The following is a 15,979-nucleotide window of genomic DNA, read 5'->3' on the forward strand; positions in this document are numbered from 1 at the left end:
GGCCGGTAATCGAGCGATCCGTGCTCTTACAGTGGTTATCGGCACTGCTCAGCGCCGCGTTAGGCGAAATCAGGAGAGGATTTCAGATGTTTTGGAACCCGGGATTCCTAGCCGTTGACATCCAGGTACAGGGCCCCGGCGGACTCCCCCACACCGGGCACGGACGAGACCGCCTGCAGCTGCCGGGCGACGCCCAGCCGCGCCTCTTCCAGCCGGAGGGCAACGCGTTCCTGTGCCGCTGCCAGGGCGACGGCGCGGCGCCGGGCGGTCGCCGGCAACGGCCCGGTCATCGACGGCGGAGACCAGCGCTTTTCCGGCCGGGGTTCCGCCACCGATCCCGCGGGCGCGGACAGCGGGCCCAGCGGATCTTTCAGGGTCCGCTCGGCGGCCTGCACCGCCATTTCAAGTACATCCAGGACGGCCATCCAAGCTGCCAAGGTGGTGTCTTCAGGGATCTTGCCGGGAAGGGATGAAGCGGCGTCGTTGGATCCGGCTCCCCCTAGGCCGATATCCGAGTATGCCTGTTCAGCCAAAGCCGAGACTCCCGCCGCCTGTTCCGGGCCCGGTGTTCCAGGCCCCTGCTGCCGGGAAACCGGCTGGAGCTGCGGCGGGAAACGCCGCGGGGGTTGCCGGCACGGGTGCCGCGGCAGCGGCCTCGTGCCAGGTCTGCCGCAGGGGCTCCAAGAGTTCGATCGCTTCCCGGGTCAGGGCCGGGTCCCGCTGGATGTTCGCATTGATCAGTGCCGTGGAGACGTAGTTGTAGACCCCCAGCAGCCCGTTGGCGCCGTCCCATGCGTCGACCTTGAGGGAGGAGGACAGCTCGGACACGATGGCCTGGGCGTGCAGCAGGTTTTCCGATGCGGTGGCCCAGTCGGCAGCGTGCTGCGCCGTTTCCGCCCGGCCCAGGTCCAGCAGGAGCCGGTCGTAGAGCATGGTGAGCAGGCGTGCCGGCGGGGCCGACAGGACCGAGTCGGCGAGGTACTGGTTCCGCTGGCCGGCACTGCCGTAGCCGCCGCCGAAGGAGTTCAGAGTCATGATGAAGAGCTTCCTGAAGAGAGTCCGGCGAGTTGGGAGGACAGCCATGACGACTGAGCCTTCATGCCGCTGAGAGCGACCTCCAGCGCGGAGTACGTCCGCTGCAGCGTGGTCCGGCGCATCTCCAGGCGGTCGTCCCAGTCGGCGATCTGCTCGGTGTAGTCCTTCGCGGTGGACTGCTGTCCCTTGATCTTGGTGCTCAGCAGCCCAGTGGCGGGATCAGAGGCCTGCTTGGCGGCGTCCGCCACGCGGCCCGAAATGGTGGCCACGGCCGCCATCGTTCCGGCCGGGTCCTTCGCCAAGGCATCGCCGAACTTGGTGGCGTCGAATTCCATCGTCCCGGTCTTGGTGACGCTGATGCCAAGCTCAGACGGCGACTTTCCGTTCAAGGGCTGGGACGCGGCGGCGAGGATCGCGGCGTTGACATTGCGGATGGTGCTGTCTCCGGTGAACACGCCGCCTGAGGTGACGGGGTTGCCGGAGGCGTCGGTGCTGCTGACCACGGCGCTCTTGGTGCCGATCTGTGCCAGGACTGCGTTGACCGAGCTGACCAGATCAGAGGCGGCCTTGCTGATCTGGGCGTTATCACGGGCAACTGTGACCCGTGTCGGAGTGGCAGAGACCTCGGAGACGGTGATCGAGACTCCACTGAGGACATCCGCGAAGGTGTTGGTGGCGGAGCTGAGCGTCGCTTCGGCAGCTGTTCCCGCCCACAGTTTGATCTGCGCGTCCTGCGCAGGCTGCACTTTGGTCAGGCCGGCGGTGCCGTCCGGATCGGCGATGCTGAACCCGCCGGCGACGCCGGTCTTGGACGAGGCAAACTGCAGCCTGTACTCGCCGCCGCCCACGGAAACTTTCGATGCGACAATGCCGGCGCCGGAGAGGTTCACGGCGGAAACGACGTCGTCCAGGGAGGAAGTGAGCGGGGTGACTGTGATGGCCTGGCCGCCTTCACCGGTGACCGTCATGGTGGTGTAAGGCCACGCGGCGAGGTTCTTGCTAACGGAGACCTGGGTCTGGGCCAGCTGCGAGACGGTGAAATCAACCGCACCGGGCTTCGCCCCGGTACCGACCGTGGTGGTGACTTTGGCGGAGCTGCTCGAGGCGGAATACAGTTCCAGGCTTTTGGGGTCGGAGAGCTTGCCGGCCTTGGTTGCGAGGTCCGCGACGGCGGTATTGAGTCCTTGCAGGGCCGAGATGCGGGTTTGGACAGTTGCAGCCTTGTTCTTGATGAGGCTTTGCGGGATTGCTTCCACGGCCATGAGGGAATTGATCAGGGCTGTGGTGTCCAAACCGCTGGAAAGTCCGTCAATAGAAAGTCCCATGCCTACAACTCCTTAGAACAATGGCTGGCTGAATCAGTAATGGCTGGTGGTACTGCACAGCGCCCGGGGAGAAGAACTCTCTCCCCGGGCGCCACGTGCAGCCTGAACTACCTAGCGGAAGTCACCGAAGTGATCGCTTCCCGCAGGGGTTTAGCGCAGGAGCTGCAGTACACCCTGGTTGGACTGGTTTGCCTGGGCCAGCATTGCGGTGCCGGCCTGGGACAGGATGTTGTTGCGGGTGAACTTGACCATTTCCTCAGCCATGTCCGTGTCGCGGATACGGGAGTTGGAAGCCGTCAGGTTTTCCTTGGCCACGTTGATCGTCTGCACAGCGGACTCGAGGCGGTTCTGGGTGGCACCCAGGTCTGCACGAGCCGTTGAGACCGCGACGATCTGCTGGTCGATCAACTTGATGGACGCCTGGGCCTTGGCGGCGCTGGTGAAGTCGAGGCCCGTACCGACGGAAGCCGTCTCGGCTCCGGCGGCGAGGCCGGTACCTGCGGTGCCGTTGTCGGCGTCGAGCAGCGTGCCGCCGTCCTTGGCCTGAACCACGATGCCGGTGCCGGCGCCGTTGGCATCCTTTTCAACGGAAACGGTGAACTTGGCGGAGAAGTCGGCGTCCCCGCGCAGCGCATCGGCGTAACCCTCGACGCTGGTGAACGAGCTACCCAAGTCAGCGGTCGTAACCGTCGTGACGACGCCGTCCTTCGTGGACGTGAAGGTAGCCGCGCCGGCCAGGGCAGTCGCGTCCGCGATGTCGAAGGTGCTGCCGCCGCTTGCCAGCGCGCCAAGGTTCAGCGTGGTGGCGATCGCCTTGACGTTCGCACCGGACAGGTCAACGGTGATCTGGCTGTTGGCGTCGCTGTTTGCTCCGACCTGGATCTTCAGGTTGGAGTTGTCGCCGTTCAGCAGCTTGGTGCCGTTGAAGTCAGTGGAACCGGAGATCCGGCCCAGTTCCTCGACCAGGCTGGTTGCCTCGGTCTTGATAGCTGCGCGCGAATCGGCGTTGTTCGTGTCGTTAGCGGCCTGGACACCCAGGTCACGCAGACGCTGCAGGATGGAGTGGGTCTGGTTCAGGCCGCCTTCAGCGGTCTGGACCAGGCCGATGCCGTCCTGGGCGTTGCGGGAAGCGACGGTGAGGCCGCCGATCTGGGACTTCAGGCCCTCGGAGATTGCCAGGCCGGCCGCGTCGTCACCGGCGCGGTTGATGCGCAGGCCGCTGGAAAGCTTTTCCAGCGACTTGGACAGGTCGGTCTGGGTATTGGCGAGGCTGCGGTAAGCGTTGTTCGCAGCCATGTTGGTGTTGATCTGCATTCCCATGATGTTTCCTCCATGATTGGGACGATGTGCGATGGCCCATCCGTGGGCCTTCACGAGTAGTTATCGCCATTTGCCCAGCACACGTAAGGAAGATTCCAAAAGAGTTTTTCAGTTCAACGCCCGGGCTGCTCCTGACTGTTATCAGCCTTATTGCCGCTAACGGATGGCGCACCCCTGCCGATAGTTTCTACGAACCCTGCTGAAGGCTGAATCGTCCGCACGATGAAATCGACGCCCCGGCACCACCGCACCAGTCATCTGCACCATTCACACATGAGGGAGCCGTCCGGACCATGGCCATCCACGAACTTTCAGCCCTGCTGTGGCGGGAGCGTGAACTCCTGGACGTTCTCACCTTCAAGCTGGAGGAAGAGCAGTTGCTGCTCACCGCCGGGAAATCCCGCTGGCTGCCCCACGGCACCAAGGAAGTCGAGCAGGTCCTGGAACACCTCTCCAAGGCGAGCCTGGCCCGCACCATCGAAGCCGCCGTCGTGGCCGAAACCTGGGGGCTGCCCACTGACGCGTCCCTCGGCGAACTCGCCGCTGCCGCGCCGGAAGGCGCCTGGTCCGAGATCCTCACGGCTCATCTGACGGCGTTGACCCACCAAACGACACTGATCAAGGAACTGCGCGACTCCAACGAGCAGTACCTGCGCACCGCAGTCCGTTCCACCCAGGAATCCCTCGCCGATCTGCGGCCCACCGCTGCAGCCGGCACCTATGACGCCCAGGGCAAGACCGGGGAAACCGCAGCCTCGCGTATTTTCGACAAGCAATTCTAAGGAAGCGACCATGAGTACCTTCGGCGCCCTGAACACCGCCTACCGTGGCTTGACCGCCGCCCAGCAGGGCATGAACGTGGCCGGGCAGAACATCGCCAACGCCGCCACCGAGGGTTACACCCGGCAGCGCGTCCAGCAGTCGTCAATTGTGGCTCCCGCGCAGGGCCTGTTCGGCTCGGGCCGCCCCGAGGCCGGGAACGGCGTCTCCGTGGACGGCATCGCACGCTTGGGCAGCAGCTTCCTTGACTCGGGCGTCCGATCGACGGCGGCCCAGTCCGGCTACGCCAGCGCCCGGTCTTCCGCGCTCCAGGGGATCGAAGGCATGCTGCAGGAACCCGGCGAAAACGGCATCTCCACCGCGCTCCAGGGCTTCTGGTCGGCCTGGCAAGGCGCGGCCAACCAGCCCAACGACTCCGCAGCCAAGGGACTGGTCCTGCAGGCCGGCAACGACCTCGCCACCAAGGTCTCCTCTTCCTACCGCTCCCTTGAAGACCAGTGGAGCAGCGTCCGTGGCCAGGCCCAAGGCGCCGTGGACGCCGTCAATGCCGCCGCCACGCAGGTGGCCGCCTTCAACACCAGCATCCGCTCAACCCTCGCCGCAGGAGGATCCGCCAACGAGCTGATCGACGCCCGGGCCAAGCTCACCGAGACCATCTCCCGGCTGACCGGCGGCACCGTCAGGGAACAGGCCGACGGCACCGTGGATGTCCACGTCGGCGGAAACGCCCTCGTGATGGGCAGCTCCGTCCGGGCCCTCGCCCTCTCCGGAACCCAGACTGCGGACAAGCTCGGCACCGCCGTGCAGCTTGAGTGGGCGGACCGGCCGGGCGCGGCAATCGCCGTCGCCGACGGCGAGATCGCCGGCGCGTTGTCCGTCCTGGCCCCTGCAGCGAACGGCGGCGCCATCGATTCGGCCGCACAGTCACTGAACAAGTTCGCCGGCGACCTGCGGGACGCGGTCAACGCCCTTCACTTCGGCGGACGGACCTCAGCCGGTACTTCATCGGGCAACTTTTTCGACCCGGCGGCCGCGGGCCCTGCTGCCCTCGCCCTCGCCGTTGTGCCCAAGGCCGCCGCGGAAGTCGCGGTCGGCGTGGCGGGTGCGGGGAACCTGGACGGCAGCCTCGCCGACCAGATCTCACAGCTTGGCACTGGGCCGGGGTCTCCGGACAGCGCCTGGGCAAACATCGTCACCGGGATCGGTGTGCAGTCACGCGGCGCCCAGCAGCATGAAGCGTTGAGCTCGGCAGCGGAGATCTCCGCGCAGTCCAACCGCGCCTCGCAGGCGTCCGTCAGCCTCGACGAGGAAAACGTCAGCCTGCTCACCAACCAGCACGCGTACCAGGCCGCCGCCCGCGTCATGACGGCTGTGGACGAAGCCCTGGACGTTCTGATCAACCGCACCGGACTGGTAGGAAGATAGACATGCTGAACCGGGTAACAAACCTGACCATGAGCACAACCGCCCAGCGGACCCTGCAGGCCCAGCAGTCCAAGCTGGCCCAGCTGCAGGAAAAGGCCACCACGCTGGACAAAATTTCGCGTCCTTCCGACGATCCTGCCGCCACCGCGCAGGCTCTCGATACGCGCGCGCGGCTCGCCGCCAACGCCCAGTACGGCAGGAACATCGACGACGGCGCCGGCTGGCTCAACGCGGCCGACTCCGCCCTCAGCCAGGCCACCAACGTCATGAACCGCATCCTCGACCTCACGGTCCAGGCCGGCAATGGCGCGCTCAACCAGGCGGGCAAGGACGCGATCGCCGTCGAGCTCGAAGGGCTGAACAAGGATCTGCTGTCAACCGCCAACAGCAAGCACCTTGGCCGCAACATTTTTGCTGGAAGTTCTGACGCGGCCACGGCCTTCAGCCCGGCCATCCCGGCCGACCCGACGGTTCCGGGTGACACCGGGACTCCCCCGGTCTTCAACGGCGTCGCCGGCGGTTCAGTGGAACGGCGCATCAGTGCCGACAGAACCGTCCAGGTCGACGCGGACGGCGCCGCGATCTTCGGCAGCGGCTCTGGCTCCGTCTTCGACGCCGTCACCAAGACCATCGAGTCCCTGCGCAAAGGTGAGGATGCCACTGTGAACCTCACAAACCTTCAAGCGTCTTTCAAGAACATCGTCAGCGGGCGTGCTGAAATAGGAACACGGCAGGTGCAGCTGGAACGCGCAGGCAACGTCAACACCGAACTGGAGGCCACCTTGGATGCACAGAAGATGGGCATTGAAAAGGCAGATCTCGGCAGCGTCATCATGGACCTGAAGCTTCAGGAAACCAACTACCAGGTGGCCCTCGCGGCGACGGCCCGGGTGCTTCAGCCCACCCTGATGGACTTCCTGCGGTGAGCACCCCGGTCATGGACACTCCGGTCGCCAGCCTGCCCCTCTCTTTCACCGCACCCATGCCGGGATTCGAGGAGCTGCACGATTTCGCGTTGCGGAGCGTCGAGGGCGCGGCCGGCCTGTACGCCCTGGAGGCAGGTTCGAGCCCGGTGCGGCTGTTCCTGGCCGACGCCGCCGTGTTTGCACCCAGCTACGCTCCGCCGATCCCGGCGGCATCGCTGGAGGCCCTGGAACTCGACGAGCGGGAGGCCGCCCAGGTCCTGATCGTGGTCAACCACTCCCCCGGTTCCACGACCGTCAACCTCATGGCTCCGATCATTCTGAACCGCGCCACAGGACGCTGCTCGCAGCTTGTGCTGGACGGCCGGGACTTCCCGCTCCGGGCCGAACTCAACTCGCTCTAGTCGGCCGCCCGGCAAAGCGCGCGGCCCTGCCCTGCGCCCCTCCACCTTCACGAGCTTCACCGGCTTCACCAGAAATGCGCCACGTCCACTACGAGCCGCGACCCGGCGTCCGGCCCGGGCAGGGTCAGGACCCGGAACGGCAGCCGGGCGCGTACCCCCAGGCCAATGGTCGAATAGCCCTCGAAGCTGCCCGCCCACGCCACCTGCCGGAAGGTCTGGTAGCCGGCCACGTCAGCCAGTTCATTCTTGTTCGGCGGGTTGTAGGTGGGGTTGCCGGCGTCGTCATATGCGGGTGCATTGACCGTGAGCTGAATGAAAGCCTGGCCCCGCAGCGGGACCGGCAGGCCGGACCCGTCCTGCACCACCCCGGGTACGTAGCGGACGCTATAGCCGGCCACGGGGCCGTTGAGATCAATGACCAGCCGGTCAAAACAGTAGTGCTGACCGGTCCGGACGTTCACCACCTTGGCCTGGCTCATGGCGGGATCCGCTTTGGCCAGCGATCCCCAGGCCTGTCCGCAGTAAGGGTCCGCGGCGGCAGGCGCCGGCGCAAGAATCCCGAGACCGGCGGCCATCAGCACTGTTGCGAGCAACGCGCGGAACTTCCGCAACTGGGTCTTTTTCAACTGGGTCTTCGTCAACCCCGCCACCCCCTCGTGCTGCCTGGGCCCTTGGGCTGGCGGAACAGTCAGCGCAGGTCAGACGCTTCCAGCGTAGGCGGCCCCGACCCGGCGGGCGAGGTCCTCCACGGTTTCGGCGCCCAACCGTTAGCGTGGCCCATTGCTGGTCACGGACGGATTTCACAGACACAACGCGTGAATATCGTTCACGAACAGATAACACCGTCAGCCCCAGCCCAGGCCGGGAACGGCGAAGCGCCGGCACCCTCGCGGGTCCGGCGCTTCTTACGGCCTGGCTGATGCTTGGAAGGCTTTAGCCTTCGCAGTCGCGGCAGTACTTCATGCCGTTCTTCTCAAGGGCCACCTGGGACCTGTGACGGACCAGGAAGCAGGAGGAGCAGGTGAATTCATCGGACTGCTCCGGAACAACAATGACCGTCAGCTCTTCGCCGGACAGATCCGCACCGGGAAGATCGATGCCTTCAGCGGTGTCATTCTCATCGACGTCGATCACGGCGGTCTGCGCGCCGCCGCCGCGGGACGCCTGAAGGGCCTCCAGCGACTCAGCGGGAGATTCTTCTTCTGTCTTGCGTGGGGCGTCGTAATCGGTAGCCATATCGGGGTTCACTTTCGTTGCTGCGCAGCGCCATTTCAGGCACCTCAGTGAAGCAGTTTAGGACATTATGCATGGAGTTGAGCAATAGTGTGGCCTATCAGACACAATGAGTCGGACGGGCCCTGGCAAACCGGTGCAGCGGACCCCGCCGGAGCGTCTCCGACCTTCGAACGGGCAGTTCACGTGCGGCAGTTCAGGCGACCGGCCAGACCACGAGGGTCTGCCATTTCGCCGGGTCGGGTTCGACGCCGGGATCGGTGAGGTAGTACTCCCACATTGCCACCCCCGGGTTCGCGCCGTCCTGCCGCATCCGCGCCATGATCGCGCCGTAGGTGTGCTGCAGTGATTCGTAGGGGCCGATGTGCATCGCCTCGTAGCCCTGGCCTGCGGGGAGGATCCCGGCGATGACCGCAGTGTCCGCGCCGCCGGGATTCGTGAAAGGTGCGGCGAGCGGAAACCCCGCCTCGACGTCGACGACGTCGGTCGGCGTGCCGCGGTACAGCGCGAACGGCGGTCCGGCCAACTGGACGTGCTGCTCCTGCACCGCACCCATGACGGCGGAGAAGGCACGGCCGAAAAATTCCCGCAACGCATCCATCGGGACTGTCTCACGCACGACCGCTGTGGGCTGTTCCTTGAGTTGGGCGGCCCTGATGTCCGGGGCCGGCCCCGGGTTCGTTTGAGTCATACCCCAGACTCTGCCGGGTCCAATCCACGGTCTAGGGCCTTACGGCCCGCACCCCCGGGGAGGTCCGCGCCGGGGGTTGGCAGCGGTCCGGCCGCCGGCCCCGGGACGCCGCAGGTTGCACCGCGAATAAATAAATGAACTTTATTCATATTAGGTCTTGCCCCGCGCGCCCGTCACCCTCAAACTAAATGAACACCGTTCATTAATGTGACGCCCGTCTCACTGGAGTAGCCATGATCGAAATCACGTCCCTCGACACCCCGCCCTCCCTGGCCCGCACCGCCTCGTCCCCTACCACGCAGTCCAGCACAACGCAGTCCAGCACCGCGCCGTCCAGCACCGCGCCGTCCAGCACCGCGCAGTCCAGCACAACGCCGTCCAGCCGGCCTGCGCTGCGGGTCGGCGTCGTACAACATCGCTGGCATCCTGACGCCGCGGCCCTGCACGCAGAACTGGACGAAGGCATCGGGCGGGCGGCCCGGCTGGGAGCCGCCGTCGTCTTCCTCCCCGAGCTCACACTGTCCCGCTACCCCGCGGACACGCTTCCCGAAAATGACGCCGCCGGGGGCGGGACCACGCGCCCGCGGCCCTCGGACATCGCCGAGGACCTGTTCACCGGCCCCACGTTCCGCTTCGCGGCGGACGCGGCCCGGAAACACGGAATCTGCGTCCACGCCTCGCTCTACCAGAAGGCGGAGAATCCGGACGGCGCTGACGACGGCCTGGGCCTAAACACCGCCATCCTGGTGTCCCCCGGGGGCGAACTCCTGGCCCGCACCCACAAGCTCCACATTCCCGTCACGGCCGGCTACTACGAGGACAAATTCTTCCGCCAGGGCCCGGACGGCGACGACGCCTACGAGGTCCATGCCCCCGCCGAACTCGGCGGCGCACGGTTGGGCATGCCCACCTGCTGGGACGAGTGGTTCCCGGAGCTGGCGCGGATTTACTCCCTCGGCGGGGCGGAGCTCCTGGTCTACCCCACCGCCATCGGCTCCGAGCCGGACCACCCGGACTTCGACACCCAGCCGTTGTGGCAGCAGGTCATTGTGGGCAACGGCATCGCCAACGGGCTGTTCATGGTGGTCCCCAACCGCTGGGGCAGCGAAGGCACGCTGAACTTCTACGGTTCCTCCTTCATCTCCGACCCCTACGGCCGGATCCTCGCCCAGGCACCGCGGGACGAATCCGCAGTGATTGTCGCGGACCTCGATCTCGACCAGCGCCGGGACTGGCTCACGCTCTTCCCCTTCCTGGCCACCCGCCGCCCGGACACGTACGGGCGTCTGACCGAACCGGTACGCGCCGACGCCCCGCTCGGCTCCGACACCAGCAAGGCCAACGCATGAGCGCCTGGCGGATGCCGTCCGAAACGGCACCCCAGGACCGGGTCTGGATGGCGTTCCCCACCGGCGGCTACACCCTGGGCGAAACAGCGGCAGAAGCCCACGCCGCCCGCTCCGTCTGGGCCGCCGTCGCGAACGCCGTCGTGGAATTCGAACCGGTCACCATGCTGGTGGCGCCGGCTGATGTGCAGACCGCGGCGGACTACCTCCACCCGGACATCGAGGTGGTCCCCGCCGCCCTGAACGACGCCTGGATGCGGGACATCGGCCCCACGTTCGTCCTCGACGACGGCGGCCGGCTCGGCGCCGTCGACTGGGTCTTCAACGGCTGGGGGGGCCAGGACTGGGCCGCCTGGGACAAGGATTCGCTCGTGGCGGCGGACGTCGCGGCCCGCTCGGGAGCCAGCCACCTCGTCTCCGCGCTGGTGAACGAGGGCGGCGGCATCCACGTCGACGGCGAAGGCACGGTCCTCGTCACCGAGACGGTCCAGCTCGACCCGGGCCGCAACCCCGGGCTCGGCAAGGCCGACGTCGAGGCCGAGCTGGCCCGGACCCTCGGTGTCAGCCACGTCGTCTGGCTTCCCCGCGGGCTGACCCGGGATTCGGAACGGTTTGGCACCCGCGGCCACGTCGACATCATCGCGGCCATCCCGTCCCCGGGCACCGTGCTGGTCCATTCCCAGCAGAACCCGGCACACCCCGATTTCGAGGTCAGCCGGGACATCATCAGCCACCTCGCCACGACCCGGGACGCGGCCGGCCGCGACTGGAACATCATCGAGGTCCCCGCCCCGGAAACCCTGACGGATGAGGAGGGTTTCGTCGACTACAGCTACATCAACCATCTCGTGGTCAACGGCGGCGTCATCGCCTGCACCTTCGGCGACCCGATGGACGAAAAGGCCTTGCGCATCCTTGGCGACGCCTACCCCGGCCGCAGGGTAGTCGGCATCGACGCCCGCGAGCTCTTCGCCCGCGGCGGCGGCATCCACTGCATCACCCAACAGCAACCGTCCGTCCCCCAGAAGACAGGTCAGCCATGAGTCAAACTATCGGCCGCGAAGACGGCACCACTACCGCGCCCGACGTCGTCGATCCGGCCGGTTCCAAGCACGGCATCACGGGCAAGGGACTCAAGGGCGGCCAGCTGGGCCTGCTCGCCGTCGTCGTCCTCGGCATCTCCTCCGTGGCACCCGCCTACAGCCTGACCAGTTCGCTGGGACCCGCCGTCGGGGCCGTGGGCCTGCAACTGCCGGCGATCTTCATTGTCGCGTTCATCCCGATGATCCTGGTGGCGTTCGCCTACCGAGAGCTCAACGCCGATTCACCGGACAGCGGCACCACCTTCACGTGGGCCACGAAGGCGTTCGGCCCATTCGTCGGCTGGATGGGCGGCTGGGGCCTGCTGGCCGCCAACATCATCGTCCTGTCCAACCTGGCCGGCGTCGCGGTGGACTTCTTCTATCTCTTCCTGGCCCAGGTGTTCAACAATCCCGAACTCGCGGACCTGACCTCCAACACGGCCGTAAACATCGTGACGTGCCTGGTGTTCGTGGCACTGGCCGTCTGGGTCAGCTACCGCGGCCTGCACGCCACCAAGCTGGTGCAGTACACCATGGTCGGATTCCAGGTCCTCGTCCTGGGCATCTTCGTCGTCATGGCACTCACCCACGCTGCCTCGGGCGACTCGGGCACCGCGATCGCCTTCAACTGGGACTGGTTCAACCCGATGAAGATCGGCAGCTTCGAGCAGTTCGCCGCCGGCATGTCGCTGGCCGTCTTCGTCTACTGGGGCTGGGACGTCTGCCTCACCGTGAACGAGGAAACCAAGGGCGGCAAGGGCACCGCCGGCCGGGCAGGAACCACGACGGCGGTCGCCGTCCTGGCCCTGTACCTCGTCGCGATCGTGGCCACCATGATGGTTGCCGGCACCGGAACCGACGGCATCGGCCTGAACAACCCGGACAACCAGTCGAACATCTTTGCGGCACTGGCCTCCCCCGTCATGGGCCCGCTGGCCATCCTGATGTCCCTGGCCGTGCTCTCCGGCACCGCGTCGTCCCTGCAGTCCACCATGGCCTCCCCCGCCCGCAGCCTGCTGGCGATGGGCCACTACGGGGCGCTGCCGCCGCGCTTCGCATCCGTCAGCAAGCGGTTCGGGTCCCCCGGTTTCGCCACGGTGATTGCCGGTGTGATCTCCGGCGGCTTCTATGCCGTCATGAAGGTGGTCAGCGAGAACGTCCTCAATGACACCATCATGGCCCTGGGCCTGATGATCTGCTTCTACTACGGCCTCACGGCGTTCGCCTGCACCTGGTACTTCCGGCACAGCCTGTTCTCCAGCGTCCGCAACTTCTTCATGCGCCTGCTGTTCCCGGTGCTGGGCGGCCTGGTCCTCACCGTGGTCTTCTTCCAGACCGCCGTGGACAGCTGGGCACCGGAATTCGGCAGCGGCTCGGAGGTCTTCGGGGTTGGCCTGGTGTTCATCCTGGGGATCGGCATCCTCGCCCTCGGCGTCGTGATCATGCTGGTCGCCGCGAAACTGCATCCGGGCTTCTTCCGGGGCGAGACGATCCGGAAGGACACGCCCGCGCTGGTGGTTCCGGAGTAGCCTCCACCGGCAATAGACGGCGCACGGCTTTGCCCCCTGCTGCGGGGGCAAAGCCGTGCGTTTGCTGCGAATAGGGCCGAACGAATCTTCCTAACACCGATACGACGGCGTAGCGTGACTCGCGTCAGATCCTGGTCTCGACCCGCTTCGCATCGAGAGAAGGAATACAATGGAACGCCGGACATTTCTCGCCTTACCGCTGGCCGCCCTGACTCTTCCGGGGGTCCTTTCCTCGGCCCCTGCCTCCGCGGTGGTTCCCCGGCCCCTGGCGCTCAAGGGCGCAGCCCGCGGAGGCACAGACGCACTGGCGCTTCGGCAGATCCGGGACCTCAACGCCAGCTGGTACTACTCGTGGGGATCGACATATACCGTCACCACCAACCCAGGATTCGTCCCGATGGTCTGGAGCGGAAAAGCCCTGATCCGGAATAATTCTGTCGGCGACGTGATCCGCCAGCTTCCCGTGACGAGGACCGAGAACCTTCTGGGCTTCAACGAGCCTGACTACTCCAGCCAGGCCAACATGTCCGTTGACGAGGCCATCCGTCTATGGCCCCTGCTCCAGTCCACCGGCCTGAGGCTGGGTTCCCCGTGCACCGTCAGCGCGACCAGCCCGTGGCTGGATAAGTTCATGACCAAGGCGGCCAGGGCCAACCTGCGCGTCGACTTCATGACGATGCACAGCTACGGCTGGCCAAATGCTGAGAGCTTCCTTTCGAAGGTCCGGAATCTGCACGAAAAGTATGAAAGGCCCGTGTGGGTTACCGAATTTTCCGTCGCGGACTGGTCTGCGACCCCCTCGCGCCCCTCCCGGTACACCCGTAACGAAGTGCACAGTTTCATGCGGGCTGCTGTCGCCGGGATGCGGGCGATGCCGTTCGTAGAACGGTTCGCGTGGTATGCCAGGGGGCCCTCCGATCCGTGTTTGGGCCCTTCGGCCCTCTACCAAACGAACGGCCAACTGACAGTAGCCGGCAGGATCTACGCATCGCTCTGACGCCGGTGGGGCCCTGCACCTATTGATGGGACTACTGGTATTGATGGGACTACTGGCCAGTTCAGTAGTCCGGGTAGAGTTCCGCGGATGCTGTAACGGGGATGAGGGGCTCGGCAATCATCTCCGGGTCGCCGAGGGCCGCGTCCGCGAGCGCTTCGCACGTCGAGAAGCGGACGTCGCCGCGTTCCAGCGCCGTTTCGATAACCGTCCGCAGGGCTTCCAGCCGTCCTGCCCGTCCAGTGAGAAACGGGTGGCACGTGAGCATGAATAGCGCTCCGTGACGTCGCATTGCGTCGATCTCGTGAATCCACATATCAGCGACCACCAGAGGCGACTGGATGATTTCACCGATCCTGGGTTCAGGAAGGAAGGCATACTGCTCCCAGTCGTCCAGGCTCCAATGCGGGGGAAGCTCCGCAACCGTTCCTGCGGGGGTTTCAATGAGATACGGCACGTCCGCGTCCATCAGGCTGGAATCGTATTTGAGCCCGTACTCAGCTACCAGCGACGGCGTCTGCCAGGAGGGCTCCCATAGCGCGGCGCGGTGCCCCTTTGGAGTAATGCCGAAGCGCCCGAGTGCGGCAAGCGCCAGGTCGAAGTCGGCGCGTTCATCGTCGAAACTCATGTTCACCGCGGTCCGGTGAGTGTGTGAGTGGTGCGCGATCTCGTGCCCCGATTCCAGGACCTGTTCAACCATGCGGGGATATCGTTCCGCGGTTACCCCTGGAATGAAGAATGTCGCCGGCTGCTGGACCTCTTTCAACATTTGGAGAATCCGAGGAACCCCCACTTTGGGTCCAAACGCCTGGTGAGTCATCGCCATCGCGTTCTCGGCATAGCGGCGGCCGGCAGCCAGGATGGGGGACTCGGCGTCGACGTCGAACGTCAACGCGGCAACGCATGCCGCCCCCTGCCTCCATCCTCCCTTTCCAAGGTCAGAAGTCATGGCCGGAGAGCCAGTCTGCATAATCGCCGAGGGCCCGCTGCAGCGGCCAGGCCGATTCGTAGCCTAGGTCCGTGGCCGCGGAAGCGATGCTGAAGTGGCCCTGCAAGTCCAAGGTTGGATCCGTCCCGGGCCCGATCTCCACGGTGGCGTCCGGGAACGCCAATCGGACTTCTTTGACGACGTCGCTCAGTGTCCAGTATTCGCTGCCGGAGATGTTGTAAGCCAGGGGCCTGGCTGAGGCTGTTTGCGGTGCCTGGACTGCTGCCAGCGCGGCAAGAGCGACGTCGCGGACGTAGACTAGGTTGTAGCGGTGATCGGCACCGTGGTCGAGCGAGAATGAACCGTCACGGACCACGCCGCGCATGATGTCCCGCATGATTTCGTCCATCCGGTTTCCGGGTCCGTAAACCTGGCCGATGCGCAGGGAGATAACGTCGATCCCGTACCTGTCGCCGTAGACCTGGCCGAGCCATTCCCCGGTAACCTTCGTTACGGCGTACGGCGTCGTGGGATTTACGGGCTCCGATTCGAGGACCACGGGCGCTGAGGTTTTTCCGTACACGCACTCGGAAGAGAAGAAAACGATCCGTTTGACGCCGTGGAGCCGTGCCGCCTCGAAAACCGCCACAGTTCCCTCGACGTTGGCAGCAAAGGTTGCCAAGGGAAAGCTCAGCGAATACGTCGGGTGGGATATTGCGGCGGTATGAACGATGGTGTCCACGTCGTGCTCCTTGAGGACCTCGAGGAGACGAGGGATATCGAAGAGCTCGCCCTGAACGGACATGACATCTGGGCGCGGCGCCTCGAGGAAGTCCCGGTTGTAGCTGACGGTTTGATGACCGGCGTCGGAGAGTTCGTTGACTATGTGGCGGCCGGTGAATCCGGCACCACCTGTGACCAGGACAGAGCTCATGTGATTTTGCCTTTCAGCACGTGTGTTGGA

At 65.6% G+C, this 15,979-nt stretch carries 17 protein-coding genes; 8 read left to right on the plus strand and 9 right to left on the minus strand.

The annotated features are described in order from the left end of the window. Nucleotides 1–107: 107 nt before the first annotated feature. The 4 genes from C566_RS21780 to C566_RS0118380 all read right to left on the minus strand — a co-directional run bounded on the left by C566_RS21780 (nt 108) and on the right by C566_RS0118380 (nt 3,680). The gene (locus C566_RS21780; RefSeq protein ID WP_051533238.1) at nt 108–533 is read right to left on the minus strand and encodes a hypothetical protein; all 426 of its coding nucleotides are present in this window, start codon (nt 531–533) and stop codon (nt 108–110) included. Further along, a complete protein-coding gene (locus C566_RS0118370) occupies nt 526–1,035 on the minus strand; it encodes a flagellar export chaperone FliS (protein WP_018775822.1) in 510 nt (169 codons plus the stop codon). The genes C566_RS21780 and C566_RS0118370 overlap by 8 nt, the downstream gene beginning before the upstream one ends. Beyond that, nucleotides 1,032–2,360 carry a flagellar filament capping protein FliD gene (gene fliD / locus C566_RS0118375; protein ID WP_018775823.1) on the minus strand — a complete coding sequence of 443 codons (1,329 nt, stop codon included), beginning with the start codon at nt 2,358–2,360 and terminating at the stop codon, nt 1,032–1,034. Before fliD ends, C566_RS0118370 begins: the two co-directional genes overlap by 4 nt. 150 nt (nt 2,361–2,510) lie before the next feature. Further along, on the minus strand, nt 2,511–3,680 hold the full coding sequence (locus C566_RS0118380) for a flagellin N-terminal helical domain-containing protein (RefSeq protein ID WP_018775824.1): 1,170 nt from the start codon (nt 3,678–3,680) through the stop codon (nt 2,511–2,513). A 293-nt stretch (nt 3,681–3,973) separates the two neighbouring features. Between C566_RS0118380 and C566_RS0118385 the strand changes: the two genes are divergently transcribed. Genes C566_RS0118385 through fliW form a run of 4 tightly spaced genes read left to right on the plus strand, consistent with a single transcriptional unit; the run spans nt 3,974 to nt 7,212 of the window. Continuing rightward, nucleotides 3,974–4,462: a flagellar protein FlgN gene (locus tag C566_RS0118385; RefSeq protein ID WP_018775825.1), complete on the plus strand. Its 489-nt coding sequence runs from the start codon at nt 3,974–3,976 to the stop codon at nt 4,460–4,462. Between the two features lie 10 nt (nt 4,463–4,472). Further along, nucleotides 4,473–5,885, plus strand: a complete 1,413-nt coding sequence (gene flgK, locus C566_RS0118390) for a flagellar hook-associated protein FlgK (protein WP_018775826.1) — start codon at nt 4,473–4,475, stop codon at nt 5,883–5,885. Between the two features lie 2 nt (nt 5,886–5,887). Further along, the gene (flgL, locus tag C566_RS0118395) at nt 5,888–6,811 is read left to right on the plus strand and encodes a flagellar hook-associated protein FlgL (protein WP_018775827.1); all 924 of its coding nucleotides are present in this window, start codon (nt 5,888–5,890) and stop codon (nt 6,809–6,811) included. Continuing rightward, on the plus strand, nt 6,808–7,212 hold the full coding sequence (gene fliW / locus C566_RS0118400) for a flagellar assembly protein FliW (RefSeq protein WP_018775828.1): 405 nt from the start codon (nt 6,808–6,810) through the stop codon (nt 7,210–7,212). Before flgL ends, fliW begins: the two co-directional genes overlap by 4 nt. 65 nt (nt 7,213–7,277) lie before the next feature. Here the strand turns inward: fliW and C566_RS0118405 are convergent, their stop codons facing one another. The 3 genes from C566_RS0118405 to C566_RS0118415 form a co-directional block, all read right to left on the minus strand. After that, nucleotides 7,278–7,823: an AMIN-like domain-containing (lipo)protein gene (locus C566_RS0118405; protein WP_026266839.1), complete on the minus strand. Its 546-nt coding sequence runs from the start codon at nt 7,821–7,823 to the stop codon at nt 7,278–7,280. Between the two features lie 322 nt (nt 7,824–8,145). Continuing rightward, entirely contained in the window at nt 8,146–8,448 is a 303-nt protein-coding gene (locus C566_RS0118410) for a DUF4193 domain-containing protein (protein WP_018775830.1), read from the minus strand. Between the two features lie 193 nt (nt 8,449–8,641). Beyond that, nucleotides 8,642–9,136, minus strand: coding sequence for a GyrI-like domain-containing protein (locus tag C566_RS0118415; protein WP_051082368.1), 495 nt, complete (start codon nt 9,134–9,136; stop codon nt 8,642–8,644). Nucleotides 9,137–9,369: 233 nt separating this feature from the next. Here C566_RS0118415 and C566_RS0118420 point away from each other — a divergent pair, with 233 nt between their 5' ends. The 4 genes from C566_RS0118420 to C566_RS21785 all read left to right on the plus strand — a co-directional run bounded on the left by C566_RS0118420 (nt 9,370) and on the right by C566_RS21785 (nt 14,090). Continuing rightward, nucleotides 9,370–10,485: a nitrilase-related carbon-nitrogen hydrolase gene (locus C566_RS0118420; protein ID WP_018775832.1), complete on the plus strand. Its 1,116-nt coding sequence runs from the start codon at nt 9,370–9,372 to the stop codon at nt 10,483–10,485. Further along, nucleotides 10,482–11,525, plus strand: a complete 1,044-nt coding sequence (locus tag C566_RS0118425) for an agmatine deiminase family protein (protein WP_018775833.1) — start codon at nt 10,482–10,484, stop codon at nt 11,523–11,525. Before C566_RS0118420 ends, C566_RS0118425 begins: the two co-directional genes overlap by 4 nt. Then, nucleotides 11,522–13,093, plus strand: a complete 1,572-nt coding sequence (locus tag C566_RS0118430; RefSeq protein ID WP_018775834.1) for an APC family permease — start codon at nt 11,522–11,524, stop codon at nt 13,091–13,093. Before C566_RS0118425 ends, C566_RS0118430 begins: the two co-directional genes overlap by 4 nt. Nucleotides 13,094–13,262: 169 nt before the next feature. Next, nucleotides 13,263–14,090 carry a glycosyl hydrolase gene (locus C566_RS21785; protein WP_018775835.1) on the plus strand — a complete coding sequence of 276 codons (828 nt, stop codon included), beginning with the start codon at nt 13,263–13,265 and terminating at the stop codon, nt 14,088–14,090. Nucleotides 14,091–14,151: 61 nt separating this feature from the next. Here C566_RS21785 and C566_RS0118440 read toward each other — a convergent pair whose 3' ends face one another. Further along, nucleotides 14,152–14,979, minus strand: a complete 828-nt coding sequence (locus C566_RS0118440) for a polysaccharide deacetylase family protein (RefSeq protein ID WP_018775836.1) — start codon at nt 14,977–14,979, stop codon at nt 14,152–14,154. A gap of 46 nt (nt 14,980–15,025) precedes the next feature. Then, complete coding sequence (locus C566_RS0118445) at nt 15,026–15,949, minus strand: NAD-dependent epimerase/dehydratase family protein (RefSeq protein WP_018775837.1); 924 nt, start codon at nt 15,947–15,949, stop codon at nt 15,026–15,028. Nucleotides 15,950–15,979 lie beyond the last annotated feature (30 nt).

Origin of the sequence: Arthrobacter sp. 131MFCol6.1 (genome assembly GCF_000374925.1) — a bacterium.
GTDB lineage: Bacteria > Actinomycetota > Actinomycetes > Actinomycetales > Micrococcaceae > Arthrobacter.

What these genes read in the sequence shown, in the direction of transcription:
- C566_RS0118415 (WP_051082368.1), bottom strand. Translation starts at nt 9,136, where the DNA reads ATGACTCAAACGAACCCGGGGCCGGCCCCGGACATCAGGGCCGCCCAA.
- C566_RS0118445 (WP_018775837.1), bottom strand. Translation starts at nt 15,949, where the DNA reads ATGAGCTCTGTCCTGGTCACAGGTGGTGCCGGATTCACCGGCCGCCAC.
- C566_RS21785 (WP_018775835.1), top strand. Translation starts at nt 13,263, where the DNA reads ATGGAACGCCGGACATTTCTCGCCTTACCGCTGGCCGCCCTGACTCTT.
- C566_RS0118430 (WP_018775834.1), top strand. Translation starts at nt 11,522, where the DNA reads ATGAGTCAAACTATCGGCCGCGAAGACGGCACCACTACCGCGCCCGAC.
- C566_RS0118410 (WP_018775830.1), bottom strand. Translation starts at nt 8,448, where the DNA reads ATGGCTACCGATTACGACGCCCCACGCAAGACAGAAGAAGAATCTCCC.
- fliD (WP_018775823.1), bottom strand. Translation starts at nt 2,360, where the DNA reads ATGGGACTTTCTATTGACGGACTTTCCAGCGGTTTGGACACCACAGCC.
- flgK (WP_018775826.1), top strand. Translation starts at nt 4,473, where the DNA reads ATGAGTACCTTCGGCGCCCTGAACACCGCCTACCGTGGCTTGACCGCC.
- flgL (WP_018775827.1), top strand. Translation starts at nt 5,888, where the DNA reads ATGCTGAACCGGGTAACAAACCTGACCATGAGCACAACCGCCCAGCGG.
- C566_RS0118420 (WP_018775832.1), top strand. Translation starts at nt 9,370, where the DNA reads ATGATCGAAATCACGTCCCTCGACACCCCGCCCTCCCTGGCCCGCACC.
- C566_RS0118425 (WP_018775833.1), top strand. Translation starts at nt 10,482, where the DNA reads ATGAGCGCCTGGCGGATGCCGTCCGAAACGGCACCCCAGGACCGGGTC.
- C566_RS0118370 (WP_018775822.1), bottom strand. Translation starts at nt 1,035, where the DNA reads ATGACTCTGAACTCCTTCGGCGGCGGCTACGGCAGTGCCGGCCAGCGG.
- C566_RS0118385 (WP_018775825.1), top strand. Translation starts at nt 3,974, where the DNA reads ATGGCCATCCACGAACTTTCAGCCCTGCTGTGGCGGGAGCGTGAACTC.
- C566_RS0118380 (WP_018775824.1), bottom strand. Translation starts at nt 3,680, where the DNA reads ATGGGAATGCAGATCAACACCAACATGGCTGCGAACAACGCTTACCGC.